Source organism: Nitrosococcus oceani ATCC 19707 (assembly GCF_000012805.1).
GTDB lineage: Bacteria > Pseudomonadota > Gammaproteobacteria > Nitrosococcales > Nitrosococcaceae > Nitrosococcus > Nitrosococcus oceani.
Window position 1 is genome coordinate 2973966 of sequence record NC_007484.1, and the last position, 18966, is coordinate 2992931.

Annotated in this window: 21 protein-coding genes; 10 read left to right on the forward strand and 11 right to left on the reverse strand. The window is 50.1% G+C overall.

Features of this window, described 5'->3' with window-relative positions; genetic code table 11:
- Positions 1-38: 38 nt before the first annotated feature.
- Entirely contained in the window at positions 39-281 is a 243-nt protein-coding gene (locus NOC_RS13925) for a sulfurtransferase TusA family protein (protein ID WP_002812460.1), read from the reverse strand.
- Positions 282-568: 287 nt separating this feature from the next.
- Between NOC_RS13925 and NOC_RS13930 the strand changes: the two genes are divergently transcribed.
- The 6 genes from NOC_RS13930 to pqqE all read left to right on the forward strand — a co-directional run bounded on the left by NOC_RS13930 (position 569) and on the right by pqqE (position 5384).
- Positions 569-2008, forward strand: coding sequence for a M48 family metalloprotease (locus NOC_RS13930; RefSeq protein WP_231561835.1), 1440 nt, complete (start codon positions 569-571; stop codon positions 2006-2008).
- 151 nt (positions 2009-2159) lie between these two features.
- On the forward strand, positions 2160-2231 hold the full coding sequence (gene pqqA, locus NOC_RS18450) for a pyrroloquinoline quinone precursor peptide PqqA (RefSeq protein ID WP_013219571.1): 72 nt from the start codon (positions 2160-2162) through the stop codon (positions 2229-2231).
- Between the two features lie 73 nt (positions 2232-2304).
- Positions 2305-3234, forward strand: a complete 930-nt coding sequence (gene pqqB / locus NOC_RS13935; protein WP_002814312.1) for a pyrroloquinoline quinone biosynthesis protein PqqB — start codon at positions 2305-2307, stop codon at positions 3232-3234.
- A gap of 16 nt (positions 3235-3250) precedes the next feature.
- Positions 3251-3973: a pyrroloquinoline-quinone synthase PqqC gene (gene pqqC, locus NOC_RS13940; protein WP_002812931.1), complete on the forward strand. Its 723-nt coding sequence runs from the start codon at positions 3251-3253 to the stop codon at positions 3971-3973.
- 9 nt (positions 3974-3982) lie between these two features.
- A complete protein-coding gene (gene pqqD, locus NOC_RS13945) occupies positions 3983-4252 on the forward strand; it encodes a pyrroloquinoline quinone biosynthesis peptide chaperone PqqD (RefSeq protein ID WP_002812594.1) in 270 nt (89 codons plus the stop codon).
- Positions 4227-5384: a pyrroloquinoline quinone biosynthesis protein PqqE gene (gene pqqE / locus NOC_RS13950; RefSeq protein WP_002812579.1), complete on the forward strand. Its 1158-nt coding sequence runs from the start codon at positions 4227-4229 to the stop codon at positions 5382-5384. Before pqqD ends, pqqE begins: the two co-directional genes overlap by 26 nt.
- A gap of 10 nt (positions 5385-5394) precedes the next feature.
- On the opposite strand, the gene NOC_RS17025 is transcribed toward pqqE, so the two are convergent.
- The 3 genes from NOC_RS17025 to efp are packed head-to-tail and all read right to left on the reverse strand — an operon-like array spanning position 5395 to position 7256.
- Positions 5395-5589, reverse strand: coding sequence for a PLDc N-terminal domain-containing protein (locus tag NOC_RS17025; protein ID WP_002813939.1), 195 nt, complete (start codon positions 5587-5589; stop codon positions 5395-5397).
- Between the two features lie 49 nt (positions 5590-5638).
- On the reverse strand, positions 5639-6637 hold the full coding sequence (gene epmA / locus NOC_RS13955) for an EF-P lysine aminoacylase EpmA (protein ID WP_002813255.1): 999 nt from the start codon (positions 6635-6637) through the stop codon (positions 5639-5641).
- Between the two features lie 49 nt (positions 6638-6686).
- Positions 6687-7256: an elongation factor P gene (gene efp / locus NOC_RS13960; RefSeq protein ID WP_002812582.1), complete on the reverse strand. Its 570-nt coding sequence runs from the start codon at positions 7254-7256 to the stop codon at positions 6687-6689.
- 32 nt (positions 7257-7288) lie between these two features.
- On the opposite strand from efp, the gene epmB reads away from it, so the two are divergent.
- On the forward strand, positions 7289-8296 hold the full coding sequence (gene epmB, locus NOC_RS13965) for an EF-P beta-lysylation protein EpmB (RefSeq protein ID WP_002813650.1): 1008 nt from the start codon (positions 7289-7291) through the stop codon (positions 8294-8296).
- A gap of 115 nt (positions 8297-8411) precedes the next feature.
- On the opposite strand, the gene NOC_RS13970 is transcribed toward epmB, so the two are convergent.
- The 7 genes from NOC_RS13970 to mltB form a co-directional block, all read right to left on the reverse strand.
- Positions 8412-9575, reverse strand: coding sequence for a citrate synthase (locus NOC_RS13970; RefSeq protein WP_002813885.1), 1164 nt, complete (start codon positions 9573-9575; stop codon positions 8412-8414).
- Positions 9576-9739: 164 nt separating this feature from the next.
- On the reverse strand, positions 9740-10714 hold the full coding sequence (lipA, locus tag NOC_RS13975) for a lipoyl synthase (RefSeq protein WP_002812480.1): 975 nt from the start codon (positions 10712-10714) through the stop codon (positions 9740-9742).
- Complete coding sequence (lipB, locus tag NOC_RS13980; RefSeq protein WP_011331020.1) at positions 10711-11385, reverse strand: lipoyl(octanoyl) transferase LipB; 675 nt, start codon at positions 11383-11385, stop codon at positions 10711-10713. The genes lipA and lipB overlap by 4 nt, the downstream gene beginning before the upstream one ends.
- Positions 11386-11389: 4 nt before the next feature.
- Positions 11390-12253: a D-amino acid aminotransferase gene (locus NOC_RS13985; RefSeq protein ID WP_036497985.1), complete on the reverse strand. Its 864-nt coding sequence runs from the start codon at positions 12251-12253 to the stop codon at positions 11390-11392.
- Positions 12254-12263: 10 nt separating this feature from the next.
- Positions 12264-13412, reverse strand: a complete 1149-nt coding sequence (locus NOC_RS13990; protein ID WP_002813395.1) for a D-alanyl-D-alanine carboxypeptidase family protein — start codon at positions 13410-13412, stop codon at positions 12264-12266.
- 90 nt (positions 13413-13502) lie between these two features.
- Positions 13503-14276: a septal ring lytic transglycosylase RlpA family protein gene (locus NOC_RS13995; RefSeq protein WP_002813330.1), complete on the reverse strand. Its 774-nt coding sequence runs from the start codon at positions 14274-14276 to the stop codon at positions 13503-13505.
- The gene (gene mltB, locus NOC_RS14000) at positions 14273-15262 is read right to left on the reverse strand and encodes a lytic murein transglycosylase B (RefSeq protein WP_002813717.1); all 990 of its coding nucleotides are present in this window, start codon (positions 15260-15262) and stop codon (positions 14273-14275) included. Before mltB ends, NOC_RS13995 begins: the two co-directional genes overlap by 4 nt.
- A gap of 489 nt (positions 15263-15751) precedes the next feature.
- On the opposite strand from mltB, the gene gatC reads away from it, so the two are divergent.
- The 3 genes from gatC (at position 15752) to tviB (ending at position 18902) form a co-directional block, all read left to right on the forward strand.
- Positions 15752-16039, forward strand: coding sequence for an Asp-tRNA(Asn)/Glu-tRNA(Gln) amidotransferase subunit GatC (gene gatC, locus NOC_RS14005; protein WP_002811864.1), 288 nt, complete (start codon positions 15752-15754; stop codon positions 16037-16039).
- A 28-nt stretch (positions 16040-16067) separates the two neighbouring features.
- Positions 16068-17519 carry an Asp-tRNA(Asn)/Glu-tRNA(Gln) amidotransferase subunit GatA gene (gene gatA / locus NOC_RS14010; protein WP_002812989.1) on the forward strand — a complete coding sequence of 484 codons (1452 nt, stop codon included), beginning with the start codon at positions 16068-16070 and terminating at the stop codon, positions 17517-17519.
- A gap of 105 nt (positions 17520-17624) precedes the next feature.
- Positions 17625-18902, forward strand: a complete 1278-nt coding sequence (tviB, locus tag NOC_RS14015) for a Vi polysaccharide biosynthesis UDP-N-acetylglucosamine C-6 dehydrogenase TviB (RefSeq protein ID WP_002813061.1) — start codon at positions 17625-17627, stop codon at positions 18900-18902.
- Positions 18903-18966: the final 64 nt, after the last annotated feature.

Below are 18966 nucleotides of genomic sequence, written 5' to 3' on the forward strand. Positions count from 1 at the left end.
CAGACGGCGCAACAAAGGACTCTCAAATTTAAAATGATTTATTTAGGAGTCATGCCTTTACGGATCACGAAATGGTATTTGCTTTCTTCCTCGCGAGCTTCCAAAAGCTCGTTCTCGGTAATGCGGGTGAAAGCTTCCACATCCTTTAAAGAATCTGGATCCGTGGCCACTACATACAAGGTCTGCCCTCCTTCCAGTGTCTGCAGTGCTTTACGAATCCGCAACACAGGTAAAGGGCAGGGTAAACCAATAGCATTGAGCTCAGCATCATAATCAGGCATGGTAGCTTAACTCTAATATGAGGAATAACAGCATAAGGTGCTCTCATACAATCGGAAAAAAACTAAATTATAAGCCAACAGCTTTTAGAGGTAAGTGCCACAGCCAGCAGCACCCACCTGTTACCTTACCCCATTATCGTAAGCAGGCGGCTAATTTTCAATGGCTATACCAGCAAGCCGTTTGAGACTAGTTGAGGAAATAGATTTCTTCACTGAACTGGGCTAACCAGACTGAGTCCTAATAGGTTAGCTTTACATTAAAACTATCAGGGATGGAGAAATTGCGAGTGCAGTTGCTTAGCACGGTGTTATGGAGCGTCATTTTACTAACAGTTCCAATCCTAAGCGCCGATGAAATTGAGTTACCGGAAATCGGAGATCATTCTGGAGTCGCCATATCGCCGGAACAGGAACGCAGCATCGGGCAAGCCTTTATGCGCCGTCTGCGTAATTCAGTCACCATTATCGAAGATCCGGAGATAACGACTTATATCCAATCACTAGGGTTTCGATTGGTCGCTAATAGCGATAATCCAGGACAAGGATTCACTTTTTTCGTCGTTCAAGATCCGACCATTAATGCCTTTGCCGCCCCGGGGGGATATATTGGAATCCATTCTGGTCTCGTTGAAAATTCCCAAACCGAGAGCGAGCTAGCAGCCGTACTAGCCCATGAAATTGCCCATGTCACCCAACGTCACTTGGCGCGGGCCTTTGAACAACGCAGCCGCTTAAGTCTACCCATGACGGCCGCGTTAGTAGCCGCCCTTATCCTGGGGATCGAAAATCCTAATGCCGGCCTCGCCGGACTAGCCGCTGTCCAGGCAGGTGCCGCCCAGCTTCAAATCAACTTCACCCGGTCCAACGAAAAGGAGGCAGATCGAGTCGGCATGCAAACCCTGGTCCGGTCTGGCTTCGACCCTTTCGCTATGCCTGCCTTCTTCGAGCGTCTTCAGCAGGCAAGCCGTTACTATGGGACCCGGCCACCGGAATTCCTTAGTACCCACCCGGTGACCACCAACCGTATTGCCGATGCGATGGGCCGAGCCCAAGCTCTAAGTCCTCAACCCGTCAAAGAACACCTCCACTTTCATTTGGCGCGCGCTAAGCTCCAGGTTCTGTCCAGTGACAATTACGAGCAAACAGTGCGCCAGTTTAGCCAGGCCTTAGAAACTGGCCGCTATGTAAACGAAGCGGCCACCCGCTATGGTTACGCCCTTGCCCTAGTAGAAAATGGAGATCCTCGCAAGGCTCGGCAACAAATTTTAAAATTACTTGAAAAAAATGGTGATAATCGGACCTACCGACTCGCTCTCGCCCGGGTGGAGGAGGCCGCCGGTCGTTTTGAAACCGCTTTCGAAATCTATGAGAACGCCCAGAAATTATACCCAGACGACTACGCCGTCGTTGTCAACTACGCCAGCGCTTTATTACAGGGCCACCGCCCCCAAACCGCGCGGGATTTACTCAGACGCCAGGTGCAACTAGGTACCGCCACAGGACGCCTTTACCACTTACTTGCCCAAGCTGAAGGAGATGCTGGCAATCGGGCAGAGTCTCACCGCTGGCTAGCGGAATACTACTATTACAACGGGCAACCCGAAAGGGCAATCAAACAATTACAATTGGCTAGCAAAGCAGCGAATGATAATTTCTATCAACGCTCCAAGATCGAAGCCCGCTTGCGGCAGCTACAAAGGGAAGTCGATGCCGGGGAAAATACTTGACTCGCTTCCAGCCGAAACTTACCACCGCCATCCGGGCTGCTTGTTCGTTCCCCTCGTAGCAACGATAAAAATCCATGGAGCAAGCACTAGTGAACTTCCTTGAAAATATAACTATGATATTAGTTTGATGCCTAACAAAGGAGATGAAGTTATGTGGATAAAACCCGCTTATTGTGAACTACGCTTCGGCTTCGAAGTTACCATGTATATCTATCAACGGTAACTAAATAGAGGTAAAGTCTCGCCTGGCATATGGCTTGCGGGCGAGACTTTTCATTTCCCCAGCAAACAAAGCAATGTTAATCCACGTTCTAGGATCGGGTGCGGGGGGAGGTTTCCCCCAGTGGAACTGCAATTGCCACAACTGCAATCGCCTGCGCAAAGGCAATTTTAAGGGACAAGCACGGACCCAATCCTCGATTGCAGCTAGCACCAATGGCACCGACTGGGTGCTTTTTAATGCTTCTCCGGATATTTTAGGACAACTCCAACATTTTCCTGCTATTCAGCCGGGTCGGGCACTACGGGATACTGGCATTCGCGGCATTGTGCTGTTGGATAGTCAGATCGATCATACCACTGGGCTGCTGATGCTGCGGGAACATCACCGGCCTTTAGATGTATACTGCACCGAGTCCGTCCACCAGGATCTCACTACGGGTAACCCTCTGTTCAAAGTACTGGAGCACTATTGCACAGTAAACTGGCATCCACTTCAACTGCCACAGGGGGATGCTCCAGGCGAGGGCTTTCAAGTGGAGGGCATTGAAGGGCTACGCTTAACGCCGGTGCCCCTACGTAGCGAAGCGCCCCCTTATTCCCCCCATCGTCACAATTATCATGTAGGGGATACTATTGGCCTGTGGCTTGAAGATCCGGCTACCCAGAAAAGCTTATTTTATGCGCCAGGTCTAGGGCAAATTGAAGACCATGTCCTCTCTCTGATGGAAAAAGCCGATTGTCTGCTGATAGATGGCACTTTCTGGACTGAAGATGAGATGGAACGGGCCGGCATTACCCAGAAGCGCGCTACCGAGATGGGTCATCTGCCCCAATCGGGTCAAGGTGGCATGATCAGCGTACTGGCTCCCCTTACCAGTCCTTGGAAGATACTCATTCATATTAATAACACCAACCCGATTCTCGATGAAGAATCGCTTGAGCGGGCCCAGTTGGAAGCCGCCGGGATTGAAGTGGCCTTTGATGGCATGGACATTATCCTCTAGCTAAAAGGAGAGAAGCGTGGCGGGAAAAAAACCCTGGAGCCGTGAAGAATTCGAGCAGAAGCTGCAGGAAAAAGAATGCTTCTACCACATTCACCACCCCTTCCAGGTATTAATGAACAACGGCAAGCTGAACCAGTACCAGGTCCAAGGATGGGTAGCCAACCGCTTTTATTACCATACCTGTATCCCTCTCAAGGATGCCGCTATCCTAGCCAACTGCTCCCAGCGATCAGTGCGGCGCCAATGGGTACAGCGAATCCTGGATCATGACGGTTACGGCGAAGACGTAGGTGGCATCGAAGCCTGGCTTCAGCTAGGCGAAGCCGTGGGCTTAAGCCGGGAAACGCTGGAATCCCAGCAACAGGTTCTGCCCGGAGTACGCTTTGCCGTTGACGCTTATGTCAACTTTGCCCGCCATGCTACCTGGCAGGAAGCTGTCTGCTCTTCTCTTACGGAGCTCTTTGCCCCTTCGCTCCATCAACAACGATTAGACAACTGGCCTCGCTATTACCCTTGGATTAAAGCGGAAGGCTACCATTATTTTCGCAAGCGCCTCAACGAAGCCCGACGGGATGTTCGACACGGCCTAGAAGCGACCCTGGATTACTTTCAAAGCCGCACCCAGCAGGAGCAGGCGCTAGCTATCTTACAGTTTAAACTGGATGTACTATGGACCCTACTGGATGCCCTCTGGATGGCGTACATTGAAAATCGTCCCCCCTATCACACAGAGCTTTAATCTAGATCCATGCATGACAACGACATTCCTGCCATTGCACCTCTTTATCGTTTCCAATGGGAAGAGGCACAAAATTGTTACGTCCTCCTCTATCCAGAAGGCATGATTAAACTGAACCTCAGCGCTGGGGAAATACTCGAGCATTGCAACGGTAAGCTGAACATCAATGCTATTATTGCGTTGCTACAACAAAAATACCCCCAAGCAAACCTAGCAAATGACGTACGCGAATTTTTAGAGACTGCTCATAACAATGGCTGGCTCTCCACCGAAAATTAATCATTTTACTGGCAACGCAAGAACCCAGCCTCTATGGCTGCTAGCGGAGCTTACCTATGCCTGCCCCCTGCAATGTCCGTACTGTTCTAACCCCTTAGACTTTGCTAACTACAAACATGAACTCTCTACGAAGGACTGGTTGCGGGTATTCCATGAGGCCCGGGCTATGGGGGCCGCTCAGCTAGGATTCTCTGGCGGTGAACCTCTGGCTCGGCGTGATCTGGAAGTGCTCATCACCGAAGCCCGTAAACTTGGCTATTACACTAATCTCATTACTTCCGGCATCGGCATGGATGAAGACCGAATTGCGGCTTTTAAAACCGCTCGTCTCGATCACATCCAAATTAGTTTCCAGGCTGCTTCCGAAGATCTCAATAATCGGCTTGCCGGCGCGGATGTTTTTCAGTATAAACTGGCCATGGCCCGGGCCGTGAAAAAACACGGCTATCCCATGGTGCTATGCTTTGTTCTCCATCGCTATAATATTGACCAGATAGGCAAAATTCTGGATCTTGCCATCGAACTCAAAGCCGACTATGTGGAATTGGCCACTACCCAGTATTATGGCTGGGCCTGGCATAACCGAAACCACTTACTCCCCACCAGGGAACAGCTAGAACGGGCTGAGGCCCTAGCCCGCCAGTACCAAGTCCGCACACAGGGAAAAATGAAGATTTATTATGTGGTGCCGGATTATTACGAGAACCGCCCCAAGGCCTGCATGAATGGTTGGGGAAATATTTTTCTCACCATCGCGCCGGATGGAACCGCCCTCCCCTGCCATGCTGCCCGCCAGCTACCCGGACTTACCTTACCCAATGTAAAAAGCCATAGTATTGAGTGGATCTGGTATGAATCACCGGACTTTAATTTATTCCGGGGCCAAGGATGGATGAAGGAACCTTGCCGAAGTTGCCCCGAACGTTTCAAGGACTTTGGGGGATGCCGCTGTCAGGCCTATTTATTGACGGGCGATGCTCGTAATACCGATCCCGTCTGTGATCTATCCCCCCACCATCAGACTGTGGTAGACGCTATTACCGCAGCTCACCAGCAAACACCTTTACCGGCAAACAAGAGCAAACCACCGATATTCCGTCATCTACGAAATTCTAAAAAATTCTGTGGCTAATACCTCCCTCCTACCCCTTGAATGATGATGCCCTCGGACCCAATAGAAACCAAAGGATAAAACCGACTAAGGGCAGTATAAGCACTAATACGATCCATCCTGTTTTTCCACCTGTAGAAGCACGGCTTTGAAAAATATTCAAAATCGCCCAAACATCTGCAATCAATAGCAATAAACCGAAAAAGCTTCCGACTTCGATACTCATAGCTTAATAAATCCCGTGGTGAAAATTTTAGCTTAATATTACCCTAAATTTAAATTCGTATAAGAGGAAATGCCAAAACTTCCTCGATACGGGCGCTATTTAGCAGCAGCATGAGTAACCGATCTACCCCCAGCGCCACCCCGGCGCACGCTGGCAGTCCTTGCTCCAAGGCAGCCAACAAAAACTTATCCATGGGAACTTCTGAAAGCCCTCCTCTTTTTCGTTGGATTAGATCTGCTCCAAAACGTTGCCGCTGTTCCACTGCATCACATAGCTCATGGTAACCATTGGCCAGCTCCATGCCTTTGAGGTAAACCTCAAAGCGCTCAGCCAGGGGTCTAGAACAGCTCTCCGATGGGGGACGAATACGGGCCAGTTGGGCATCGGAGGCGGGATAGTCGTAAATAAAGCAAGGCCGCTCTTGTCCCAGCTGAGGTTCAATAACGTTAGCCAGCAAAAAATCCAGATAGATTTGCCGCGCTTGCCCCCCACTGGCCGCCACATCGTGAAAACCTTGAACATTTGCAAGCCGAGCCAGGGTCTTATCACTGGCGGTAAAAACATCTATCCCTAAATAACGGTGAAAAACTTCCCTATAGCTAAGACGTTCCCCCGCGGAGGTCCCCAAAAGCAGGGATAGCAGAATATCCACTTCTTCCATCAGGGCTAAGTGGTCAAAGCCGGGCCGATACCATTCCAGCAGGGTAAATTCGGGATTGTGCCGCCGCCCGCTCTCCCCATTGCGAAAAACCCGTGCAATCTGGTAAATTGGACCACTCCCTGCCGCCAACAGGCGTTTCATGGCATGTTCGGGGGAAGTCTGCAAAAAAAGCTGCTGGCCTTCTTTAGGGGCCTGAGGCCCCTGATAGGTGGTCACCAGACTATGGAGGTGAGGGGCGGTTGCCGCCGCGGTGGAAAGTATGGGGGTTTCTACCTCTAAGACTCCACGTCGCGCGAAGAAATGGCGAATGTCAGCCAGAAGCTGAGCCCTGGCCTCCAATGCCTTTTTATCAGCCTGGGGGCGCCAGGGAGCCTCTGTTTTAACCATGTTGGCCAATAATACCGAAGAATAACAACCAGAAAGAAATGTTTCCCGCTCATTCCTTGGCTCGTTCCACATACTCGCCAGTGCGGGTATCGATCTTAAGCATTTCACCTACATCAATGAATAAAGGAACTCGAACCACCGCGCCCGTCTCTAAGGTAGCTGGCTTGCTGCCCCCCCCCGAGGTATCGCCACGAATGCCTGGATCGGTTTCGGTCACCTTAAGGGTGACGAAATTAGGCGGTGATACCAAAAGGGGGGCCCCATTCCACAGAGTAACGGTACAAGTATCTTGCTCCTTAAGCCACTTGGTCGAATCTCCAACAGCGGCGGCATCGGCTGAATACTGCTCATAAGTTTCTGGCGACATAAGATGCCAAAACTCGCCATCTGAATAAAGGTACTGTAATTGGGTCTCGATTACATCCGCCGCTTCCAAGGAATCACCGGATTTAAAGGTGCGGTCAATCACCCGGCCAGTTTTCAAATTGCGCAGCTTTACCCGATTGAAAGCTTGCCCCTTACCGGGCTTAACAAATTCATTTTCCATGATGGTATAGGGATCTCCATCCATCATTACCTTGAGACCGGATTTAAATTCGCTGGTACTATAGCCTGCCATGTGGGCCTCCCTCTGATTACAAAAAATTGGCTATGATAACGCAATCATCCCATCTTCTGCAGAAACCCGTTTGGCAAGCAGCACTCTCCCAGGCTGTGCGCAACCCCCAAGAACTACTTGAACTAACGGGCTTGGATAACCATCCCCAAATTGCCAGTGAGGCTACTCGCCGGCAATTTCCCCTGCGGGTACCCCGCAGTTACATCGCCCGTATGAAAAAAGGTGATCCTAACGATCCCCTGTTCCGGCAAGTTTTTCCTCTGCACGCTGAAGATCAAATTTCACCCGGTTTTAACACTGATCCTGTAGGGGATTTGGCGGCGATGCCTGCGCCGGGCGTTCTCCAGAAATATACTGGAAGAGTACTTTTAGTCGCCACAGGGGCCTGTGCCATCCACTGCCGTTATTGCTTTCGCCGTCATTTCCCTTACGGAGACCATAATCCGGCCCAAGAACATTGGAAGCGAGCACTGCAATATATTGCCCAGAACCAGAGCATTCGGGAGGTCATTTTGAGCGGCGGTGATCCCTTAACCCTCGCTGATAACCGCCTAGCCGAACTGGCCCAAACGCTAGCCACTATTTCCCATGTTAAGCGACTACGCATTCACACCCGCCTACCCGTGGTATTACCAGAACGGGTAGACCACCATTTGCTTCAGTGGCTTGAGGGGACTTCCCTTCAGAAAGTAGTGGTTATCCATGCTAATCACGTTAACGAACTTGACGATAGGGTAGCCGCTGCGCTTAACGACCTTTCCCGTGCGGGGTGCCGGCTTTTCAATCAGACCGTGCTGTTACGAGGGATTAATGATAAGGTCAGCGCCCTGAGTGATTTGAGCGAAGGCTTGTTCGATACAGGCGTACTCCCTTATTACCTCCATCTATTGGACAAAGTCCAAGGGGCAGCTCATTTTGAAGTGGATATCATTACCGCCCAGCGCTTGCATCGAACCCTACGGGCCCGCCTGCCTGGCTATTTAGTGCCCCTGCTGGTCCAAGAACAAGCCGGCGCCCCGAGTAAACTGCCCCGGAGCTAACAGGAGCTAGGATAACTCCTGCTAGCGAGCGGGATTGGCGGGGAAATCCTCTGCCCTAGGGCAGGAATCAGGTAAAATCAATAATTTCGCTCCGCAATTTCGCTCCGCCAGGAACTCAACTAGTACGCTCCCTCAACGGAACATACCGCCGCAGAGGCTCGCCAACATAAACCTGAGTAGGCCGAAAAATGCGATTATCGGAAAGCTGCTCGTGCCAATGGGCCAGCCAGCCAGCAGAGCGAGAGACGGCAAATAAGGGCGTAAACTGGTCTATGGGTATTCCTAATTCCATATAAAGGATACCCGAATAAAAATCCACATTGGCATAAATGCCCTTGTGCCCTAATCGCTCCGTAGCAGCTTCTTCCAAGGCGATGGCTGTTTCAAATAATGGACTGAGCTGTCCTCCCCGTTCGGCTGGTAGTCGTTCCATCAACTTCTGCAAAATCTTGGCCCGTGGATCTTTAACTTTATAAACCCGGTGCCCAAAACCCCAGATTATTTGCTTGCGGTCCAGCTGTTTATCAAGCCATGTTTTTACATTTTCCGGCCGACCGATCTCCCGCAACATCTCTACTACTCGCTCATTGGCACCCCCGTGCAAAGGGCCTGATAAGGTGCCAACTGCGCCTGAAATTACTGCATAGGGGCTAGCCAGAGTGGAGGCCGTCACTAGGGTGGCGAAAGTAGAAGCATTGGTAGTATGCTCAGCATGGAGTATCAGGCAAGTGTCCATGATCTTTGCCAGAAGTGGATCCGGCTCTTCACCATAGAACATATACAATAAATTATCGGCGATGGGTAGATCGGGGCGAGGAGGAATAGGATCGTAACCGTTACGGATATGCTCCCACATAGCGACTAGGGCAGGCATACGGGCAATAATCTTGACCGTCATATTATCAACGTAATCGCGGTCAGTGCAAGAATCGGAGTCTGTCAAACATTCATTACCCGGATAAAACATCCCAAGCGCGGAAACACCCGCCTGTAACATCTCCATGGGAGACCCGGTGCTCGGCAGCGCAGTCATTAGGGTTCGAATATTATATTTTACCCGATAATTCTGACGTAGTTCCTGGGTAAATTCTTCAAGACGCTGAGCTGTTGGTAATTCGCCGTCCAACAACAGTAAAGTGGTCTCTTCAAAGGTGCTGCGCTCAGCTAAATCCTCAATGGGATAACCTCGATAAGATAGGATACCACGTTCACCATCCACATCCGAGATATTGGACTGAGTCGCAGGAACCCCTTCAAGACCAGGTAAATATTCACTCATGTGGACCTCCTTGCTTGGAGCATTCTTAGTGCCTACACCCTAAACACCGTTATTGTAAATCTGTTTAGGATAACTCTCTTGCCATATCCACTAAAACAGGTAAAAACACGAGTTCCCTACTCTCAGGCAGGGCTTGTGATACTTTAATATGATAGCAAAAAATGCTAAACGACGGATTCGCCGGCAGCTTGGCGATCGGCATGGTAGGAGGAACGCACCATAGGGCCACTAGCAACATGGGTAAAACCCATCTCCCGTGCTTTATCCCCTAGCCCATCAAACTCCTCCGGGGTCACAAAACGCCGCACCGGCAGATGATAAAGGCTAGGTTGCAAGTACTGCCCTAAAGTCAGCATGTCGCAGCCATGATCACGGAGATCTTTCATTACTTGTTCCACTTCTGCTAACTCTTCTCCCAGGCCCAGCATCAAACCGGATTTAGTGGGAACCGTCGGATGATCCTCCTTGAAACGGGCCAATAAACGCAAAGACCACAGGTAATCCGCGCCAGGACGAACCGCCTTGTAGAGACGAGGCACTGTCTCCAAGTTATGATTAAAAATATCCGGTGGCCCAGCCGTCAATGCCTCCAACGCCCGATCCATGCGTCCTCGGAAATCCGGCACTAAAACCTCGATGCGGGTCTGGGGCGACTGGGTGCGAATTGCTTGAATACAGTGCGTAAAATGAGCCGCGCCGCCATCCCGCAAATCATCCCGATCAACCGAGGTCACTACTACATGGCGGAGCCCCATCGCTCCAATAGCCTGAGCTAAATGCATCGGCTCTTCAGCATCCAAAGGATCTGGCCGCCCATGAGCTACATCGCAAAAAGGACAACGGCGGGTGCAAATATTGCCCATGATAAGAAAAGTCGCCGTACCATGCCCAAAACACTCACCGAGATTAGGACAAGATGCCTCTTCACAAACTGTATGCAGTCGATGCTCACGCAATAATCCCTTAAGCCGTAATACCTCGGGACCTATGGGCGCCTTAGCACGAATCCAGTGGGGCTTACGTTGACGCTCCGTGGTAGGTTCAACTTTCACCGGAATTCGGGCGACTTTGGAGGCCCCCTTCAAAGCCCGGATATCCCGTTTTAATTCACCAGGTGGAGATGGCGTTTTTTGGCTCATTTAATCATCCTATTTTCTTCTCCATAGAACGGGGCTGAATATCCCAACCGCCGCACCAGATATCGAGATAAATTCTGTTGAACATCTGCCAATGGAAGCTCCATGCCTAAACGTTTGAGGTCAATAACTTCCATGCCTGAATAGCCGCATGGATCAATACGGTAGAAGGGCGATAAGTCCATGGCCACATTTAAACTCAACCCATGATAACAGCAACCTTTCCGCACCCGAAGACCCAAGGATGCAATCTTCCTGCCTTGAACATACACGCCTGGAGCATTTGCCCGGCGCTCTGTCTCGATTTCATAGGATTGTAACAAATCCACTACGGATAATTCTAACGCATCCACCAATTGCCGCACCCCCAAAGCCCGGCGGCGCAGATCAACCAAAATATAAACTATGCTTTGCCCAGGCCCATGATAAGTGACCTGACCCCCCCGATCGCAGCGCACTACAGGAATGTCGCCTACATCCCGCAAATGGCATTCTTGGCCATTTAACCCTAGGGTAAAAACTGGGGGATGTTCCACCCACCACAATTCATCCACGGTGGCACTGTCACGACGAACGGTAAAGTCCCGCATCGCCTGCCATACGGTATCGTAATCTTGAAGGCCAAGATTACGTATCCGCAGTGTGTCAGCACCCACTGGGATCCTCTTATCCATGGCTTTAACTCTCGCAAAGACCCGCCCGCACCTTCGTCTTGTAGGTTTGATACAGCCTATCCATTTGCTGCCATAGGAGACCAGGCGTACCATTGCCGACTTGGATTCCATCGATCCGGGTTACGGGGACAATTTCCCGGGTGGAACTGGTTAACCAAATCTCATCCGCCTGAGTCAATTCCTGGGCAGAAATTACTCGCTCCTGGCAAGGAATTCCGTTTTCTTTCGCTAATTCCAGTATCAGATCCCGGGTAACCCCGGATAATAAAAAAGAACCTTTAGGGGGGGTAGCCAGCACTCCTTCGCGAACAATGAATACATTGCTGGCCGCTCCTTCAGTTAGCCGTTCCTCGTGCAGCAAAATCGCTTCTTGCGCCCCTACGTCAATTGCTTCCTGGCGTAATAAAACGTTAGCCAGCAAAGCAATAGACTTAATGTGGCAACATTTCCAACGAATATCCTCTCGCGTCACTGCGCTAACCCCTTTCGCCCGCAGCTCCGCCGATAGCGGCTCGAGAGGGTTGCTCATGGCAAAAACCGTGGGTTCAACCCGATCTGGAAAGGCATGATTCCGAACCGCAGTCCCCCGGGTCACCTGCAGGTAAACAGCTTGGTCCAGCCCCTTATTATAGGCAATTAATTCTTGGAGAATTTTTTGCCATTGATTCTCTGGGAGGGGATTTTGTAAATGAACAGCCTCAAGGCTTTGTTCAAGCCGTTGCAGGTGTAAGGTCAAACGGAAAAAGTATCCGCCATAAACCGGGATCACCTCATAGACTCCATCGCCAAACAAGAAACCCCGATCCAGAACGGAAACCTTCGCCTGCCCTAAAGGCAAAAACTCACCATTGAGATAAGCAGTAGCCAAAAGTATTCCTTTAAGCAAAAAAGGACAATATCCAATCAATCAGCCGTTGCCACCAACTCCCTTCTGGCACTGCTGTCAACGCGACCAAGGGCCGTTTGAGCAAGACTTTGTCACCCAGATTAACCGTGACGATCCCGAGGTTCTGCCCTTCGGTAACAGGGGCCGTGATTGTATTTTGCACTCGCAGCGACGATGATAACTCCTCCCAGCGCCCCCGCTGCAACGTCACCGAGAGATCATCCACTAACCCTAGCGGCAATTCCTTATTTGCCCCTTGCCAAACGCGCACCTTAGTGACCGCCTCTTTAGCAGCATAAATACTGCGAGTATCATAGAAGCGAAAGCCGTAATTCAACAAAGCCAGGGATTCCTGCGCGCGGATTTTAGGGCTCCCCGTTCCCATAACAACCGCAATCAAGCGCATCCCATCCCGCATGGCAGAAGAAGCTAGGCAATAACCGGCTGAATTTGTGTGCCCCGTCTTAAAACCATCGACACTAGAATCGCGCCTTAGCAAAAGATTACGGTTATACTGAGTAATCCCGTTATAAGTAAACGCTTGTTCGGAATACCAACTATAATACTTAGGGAAATCCCGAATGATAGCTCTCCCCAAGGTGGCGATATCCCGCGCCGTCATATAGTGATTGCTATGGGGCAACCCTGTGCTATTGACGAAGTGAGAGCCCGTCATACCCAGGAGCTGCGCCTGTTGGTTCATCAATGCCGCGAAAATTTCTTCCGTACCGCCCACATGCTCCGCCAGGGCCACGCTGGCATCATTACCCGATTGAATGATCATCCCCTTTATTAGAGTTTCCACAGGCACCCGGGTGTTTACCTCGATAAAGGTTCGTGATCCCCCTGTACGCCATGCCTTCTCGCTAATAAGCACCTCATCCGCAAGATGGATGCGGCCCTGCTTAAGTTCCTTAAACACCACATAGGCCGTCATGAGCTTGGTAATACTGGCAGGTTCAATCCGTTCATCAGCCTGGGACTCGGCAAGAACCCGACCCGTGGCAAAGTCCTGCAGGAGGTACGCTTTGGCACTGAGAGACGGTGGCGCTGGAATAGGCAGAGGTTGCCCCCAGGCCTCAGCTCCCAAAAACAGTAAGAGAAGACAATACCAGGAGAGAAGAAAACTACGTGATTTCATCGCATTTGTCTTAAGGTTGCATGAATTGCCCTATCAGGCCAACCAGGTAAGAAGCCAATATCCTAGCTACGATAGCACAGCGGTGGCCGCTTAGTGAACAACAATAGGGTGGGGGAAACCCAGCTCAGTAAGACGCTTGGCAATATTATCCAGCGTTTCGACATTCAATAAAGGGCCAACGCGCACCCGGTAGAAAGGAGCCTGCTGCGTTGGCAGAGGACTCACTTTTACTTCTGCGTCAATAGTTGACCGTAGCCGCTTTTGCAACTGTTCTGCACTGCGGGGATTTTGGAAAGCACCGACCTGAAGATAAAATTCGTTTTCAGAAACATCTACTGTCCTATTCAGAGCGGGTTTTGGCTCTATAGCCCGTACTTCCACTAGACCTGTACCTTGCCTATCCAAACCTAGCTTTACGGCGGCTGCATAGGAAAGGTCAATGATCCGGTTGGAGTGAAATGGTCCCCGATCATTGACGCGCACAATGATCTGGCGCTTATTGCTTAAATTAGTCACCGTCACATAACAGGGTAAGGGCAGACTACGGTGAGCTGCGGTCATCGCATGCATATCATAAATTTCGCCACTGGAAGTACGGCGGCCGTGAAACTTTGATCCATACCAAGAAGCTATACCCTTTTCCTTATAACCGCCGCTACTGCGACGGGTGTAGTAACGCTGCCCGTTGACTTCGTAGAAAGGGGGGTTGCCATACTTGCTAAGCGGCTCTAGGCGGGGGGCAGAATCATTAAGCTTATCATCCGCTAGCAGTTTATTCTCCTGGACTTCGGGAAAACGGCTGCAGGCCATGTTTAATGGCCCCGCCAGAAGAAAGAATAGGAGGGATAGCGCCCCCCGCTTCATAAGCTGCTGCGGCCTTCACGCTGCGCTTTAATGGCCTTGGCCAGCTGGTAAACCGCCATGGCGTAGAGAGGGCTAGGATTATAGCGAATCAGAGCATAAAAATTATTAAACCCTAGCCAAACCTCGGGACCCTTTTCCTGTTCCAGTACAAACACGGAGGCAAGCTGGTCTTTAGAGATAGAATCTGCTATTTGGATCCCTTCTTGAAGCAGCTGGCCCACGGATATCGATGGTTTAAGCCCTCGCTTTAGCCATTGATGATAATCAACCCCGCTGACTTCCGCTAAACTGGCTACAGGGGCTTTCGCTTGCCAACCCCCCTTCCTTTTCAGAAAATTAGCAATGCTGCCAACCGCGTCTTCCGGAGTTTCCCAAATATCTCGCCAACCATCCTGATCAAAATCTACGGCGTAATCACGGAAACTATCTGGCATAAACTGGGCAAGCCCCATCGCTCCCGCGTAGGATCCTGTAAAATTGCGCGGATCTCTTTTTTCTTCTCGAGCAAGCAATAAAAATTCAATCAGTTGATGGCGAAAAAACTGGCTGCGCGGTGGGTAACGAAAAGCCAAAGTAGCAAGAGAGTCAATGACTCGGTAGCGGCCCATATGGCGGCCATAACGAGTTTCTACTCCCAGGATGGCAACAATAACTTCCGGGAGCACCCCAAATGTCTCTTGAGCCTGTGCAAGGCTGCGTTGGTTGATTTCCCAAAAAGCGACTCCCCTCTGAATGTGCTCGGGAGTAAGAAAAATGCGCTGATACTCATACCAGGGTTTACTCTTTTCCGCCGGCCGGGAAATCGCCTGGAGGATGTTTGTTTTGACTTCGACCTCGGCAAACAATTGCTTGAGTTCGGGCTTATCAAAGCCGTGCTGGGTAACCATCTCATCGATAAAATCATCGATACCAGGCAAGTCGCTATCGGCAGCAGCTACTACCAGGGGCAAAAAGGCATAGACTAAAAAAGTGATTGTCTTTCTCATTAGTTTGTTCCACGGCAACCCCTACTACCCAAGAATCAACTGGCGGTGATTTCGGGACGATAGCAAGCTACTAAAAGTTGAAAATGCCTTAAGCTGTCAGAATTACGCTCACCGAGCACAGCAATACCCTCTTTAACCCTACTAAAAAGGCCAGCCCCACTCCGTAGTAAAGTAGGGTTGAACGGCTCCCTTGCTCATAAATGCAGTCTCGACTACTCACCTATATATCCCTTAACAAGGGTAGGATATAGTAGTTTTGGGCCGAGCCCCAATGAGGTGCGCTTGAGAAGCACAGTCTCAAGTAGTATAAGTGCTTGCATAGAGGCCTTGCAAAACAGTCCTCAATACCGTATCGGCGTTAAAGGACATTTCTGAAACGGTCTCTCTATGTATAGAAAGCACCGTACTTTAGCAATGGTGGAGGCTTTTGAGCAAGCAAAGATAGTGTGTCAAAATCCCGTATACCATACTTCTACTAGAGGAAAAATTATGACATTAAAAACGGCGGATGTTGAATATATCGCCCATTTGGCTCGCCTTGCTATCGACTCGGAGGCTATTCCTCATTACAAGCATGATTTAAGCCGAATCCTTGAGTTCGTGGGACAAATGAATAAAGTTGACACTACCAATATCGAGCCCATGGCCCACCCTTTAGACGCCATTCAGCGACTACGTCCTGACGAAGTCACCGAAAGTGATCAGTGGAGGACCTTTCAATCTATTGCTCCCCAGGTTGAGGCAGGCGTCTACTTAATCCCTAAAGTTATTGATTAAGCTATCATAGTTTTTTGAGAAATAATCTATGCATCATAAGTCCTTAGCCGAACTGGCCAGCGCCCTAAAAGCGCGCGAATTTTCAAGCGAAGAACTCACCCAGCACTATCTCAAACGTATTGAGCGGCTGAATGAAGATCTCAACAGCTTTATTACCGTCTCTACTGAAGAGGCCCTTAAACAGGCTAAAGCCGCTGATGCCATATTACAATCCGGGGAAGGAAGCTCGATAACGGGTATCCCTTTAGCCCACAAGGATATTTTTTGTACTACCGGGGTTAAAACAAGCTGTGGCTCAAAAATGCTCGACAACTTTACCGCGCCCTATAATGCTACCGTAGTCTCCCGCCTCAAAACCGCCGGTGCTGTCATGCTTGGCAAGACCAACATGGACGAATTTGCCATGGGCTCCAGCAATGAGACTAGTTTCTATGGTTCGGTGAAAAATCCCTGGGCTCACGACCGGGTTCCCGGCGGTTCCTCGGGGGGATCGGCTGCGGCAGTAGCTGCAAGGCTGACTCCTGCCGCTACTGGGACAGATACTGGCGGCTCTATCCGTCAGCCGGCGGCTTTATGCGGAATTACTGGGCTAAAACCCACTTATGGCCGGGTTTCCCGGTACGGAATGATCGCTTTCGCCTCCAGCCTCGACCAGGGTGGCCCTATGGCCCGCACTGCCCAGGATGCAGCCCTTTTGCTTAATGTTATGGCTGGTTTTGACGAGCGGGACTCCACCTCTGTAGCGCAAGATGTTCCCGACTACACCCTTTCTCTTGAAGAGAGCATCAAAGGGATTAAAATCGGTCTACCCACAGAATATTTCGACGAAAACCTGAACCCGGGTATCGCCATCCCCATTGAGGCCGCTATCAAAGAATTTGAACGCCTCGGCGCTCAGATCCGTGAAATCAGCTTGCCCAATACTAAGCTGGCGGTCCCTACCTATTATGTGGTTGCCCCAGCAGAGTGTTCTTCTAACCTTTCCCGCTATGATGGCACTCGTTTTGGTTACCGTTGCGACAACCCCAAAGATCTCCTAGAGCTTTATTGTCGCTCTCGAGGCGAAGGCTTTGGCCCTGAAGTCAAGCGCCGGATTTTGATAGGCACTTATGTGCTCTCGGCAGGCTATTACGATGCCTATTATCTCAAAGCCCAGAAATTACGGCGTCTTATTAGCGATGATTTTAAACAAGCCCTTACTGAAGTGGATGTCATTATGGGCCCCACTTCGCCAACACCCGCTTTTCGGCTCGGAGAGAAAAGCGACGACCCGGTTGCTATGTACTTAGCTGATATTTATACCATCAACGTTAACCTGGCCGGATTGCCCGCACTTTCCATTCCGGCAGGCTTTGCCCAAGGGCTGCCCGTCGGCCTACAAATCATTGGTAATTATTTCAGCGAATCGCGCCTCCTCAACCTTGCCCACCGCTACCAACAAGTCACAGACTGGCATGACCGCATTCCTGCAGGTTATTAAGTATCTAGCTGCTAGACCGATAGCTCGCAAGCAATTACCCCACTCTATTCACCTAAATGAACGAATACATTGTACCGAACTGCTAACATAAGGGAGAAACATGCGGTGCTAACATTAAAAGAGATACGAGTCGGAATTCTCGGGCTAGGTTATGTGGGGCTCCCCCTGGCGGTGGAATTTGGCAAAAAGTTTCCCACCATGGGGTTTGATATCAATCCAAGGCGTATTGCGGAGCTAAAGGAGGGACGTGACAGTACCCTGGAAGTAGAACCTGAATTATTGGCAGCAACCACTCAGCTCCAATATACCCACCAGGCACAAGATTTAATTGATTGCAATGTCTACATTATCACTGTTCCTACGCCGATTGACGAATATAAACGCCCCGATCTCCGCCCCTTGGAAAGTGCAAGCCATACGGTAGGCAAAGTGCTCAAACGGGGGAATATCGCCATTTTTGAATCTACCGTTTATCCAGGAGCTACCGAAGAAATTTGTGTTCCTATTCTGGAACGTGAATCAGGACTTACCTATAACCAAGAATTTTTTGCAGGTTATAGCCCCGAACGAATCAATCCAGGAGACAAGCAACATCGGGTGGCTTCTATCTGCAAAGTCATATCAGCCTCGACGGTTGAGGCCACAGAATTAGTGGATGAGATCTATGCCAGTATTATTACTGCAGGCACCCATAAAGCGAACAGCATCCGTGTTGCTGAAGCGGCCAAAGTAATTGAAAATACCCAGCGGGATGTCAATATTGCCCTAATCAATGAATTAGCAATGCTCTTTAACCAACTTGGTATTGATACCCAGGAGGTCCTGGAAGCAGCAGCGACCAAGTGGAATTTCTTGCCATTTCGCCCCGGACTGGTTGGCGGGCACTGTATTGGTATCGATCCATATTACCTCACTCACAAGGCGCAAGCCATCGGCTTCCAACCTGAAATGATCCTCGCCGGCCGCCGAGTCAACGATGGCATGGGAAGCTACGTTGCTAGTCAAATAGTTAAACTCATGACCCAACGCCGCATCCACGTGGTGGATAGCAGGATATTGATTCTAGGGCTCGCTTTCAAGGAAAACTGCCCCGATTTACGGAATACTCGGGTGATGGATATTATCGCCGAACTTAAAAACTACCATGCTCAAATTGATATTTACGATCCTTGGATAGACGCTAAGGAGGCTAGGCAAGAACATGGAATCACTCTTGTCACTGATTTAAGAGACGGTTATTACGATGCCATCATCGTGGCGGTAGCTCACCGGCAATTCGCTGAGTTAAAGGCCGCGGGTATTCGCGCCTTAGGGAAGCCAAGAAGCATTCTCTATGACGTCAAACATCTTCTCCCTAAGGAGGCGGTAGATGGTCGCCTTTAAGCTATTCTAAATTTGACCTATGTAACAACAATAATACCCTAAGGCAAAGTCCAGGAAACATCTA

Coding starts and splice junctions, on each gene's coding strand:
- NOC_RS13925 (WP_002812460.1), bottom strand. CDS start 281: ATGCCTGATTATGATGCTGAGCTCAATGCTATTGGTTTACCCTGCCCT.
- pqqB (WP_002814312.1), top strand. CDS start 2,305: ATGTTAATCCACGTTCTAGGATCGGGTGCGGGGGGAGGTTTCCCCCAG.
- pqqD (WP_002812594.1), top strand. CDS start 3,983: ATGCATGACAACGACATTCCTGCCATTGCACCTCTTTATCGTTTCCAA.
- pqqE (WP_002812579.1), top strand. CDS start 4,227: ATGGCTGGCTCTCCACCGAAAATTAATCATTTTACTGGCAACGCAAGA.
- NOC_RS17025 (WP_002813939.1), bottom strand. CDS start 5,589: ATGAGTATCGAAGTCGGAAGCTTTTTCGGTTTATTGCTATTGATTGCA.
- epmA (WP_002813255.1), bottom strand. CDS start 6,637: ATGGTTAAAACAGAGGCTCCCTGGCGCCCCCAGGCTGATAAAAAGGCA.
- efp (WP_002812582.1), bottom strand. CDS start 7,256: ATGGCAGGCTATAGTACCAGCGAATTTAAATCCGGTCTCAAGGTAATG.
- epmB (WP_002813650.1), top strand. CDS start 7,289: ATGATAACGCAATCATCCCATCTTCTGCAGAAACCCGTTTGGCAAGCA.
- NOC_RS13970 (WP_002813885.1), bottom strand. CDS start 9,575: ATGAGTGAATATTTACCTGGTCTTGAAGGGGTTCCTGCGACTCAGTCC.
- lipA (WP_002812480.1), bottom strand. CDS start 10,714: ATGAGCCAAAAAACGCCATCTCCACCTGGTGAATTAAAACGGGATATC.
- lipB (WP_011331020.1), bottom strand. CDS start 11,385: ATGGATAAGAGGATCCCAGTGGGTGCTGACACACTGCGGATACGTAAT.
- NOC_RS13990 (WP_002813395.1), bottom strand. CDS start 13,412: ATGAAATCACGTAGTTTTCTTCTCTCCTGGTATTGTCTTCTCTTACTG.
- NOC_RS13995 (WP_002813330.1), bottom strand. CDS start 14,276: ATGAAGCGGGGGGCGCTATCCCTCCTATTCTTTCTTCTGGCGGGGCCA.
- mltB (WP_002813717.1), bottom strand. CDS start 15,262: ATGAGAAAGACAATCACTTTTTTAGTCTATGCCTTTTTGCCCCTGGTA.
- gatC (WP_002811864.1), top strand. CDS start 15,752: ATGACATTAAAAACGGCGGATGTTGAATATATCGCCCATTTGGCTCGC.
- gatA (WP_002812989.1), top strand. CDS start 16,068: ATGCATCATAAGTCCTTAGCCGAACTGGCCAGCGCCCTAAAAGCGCGC.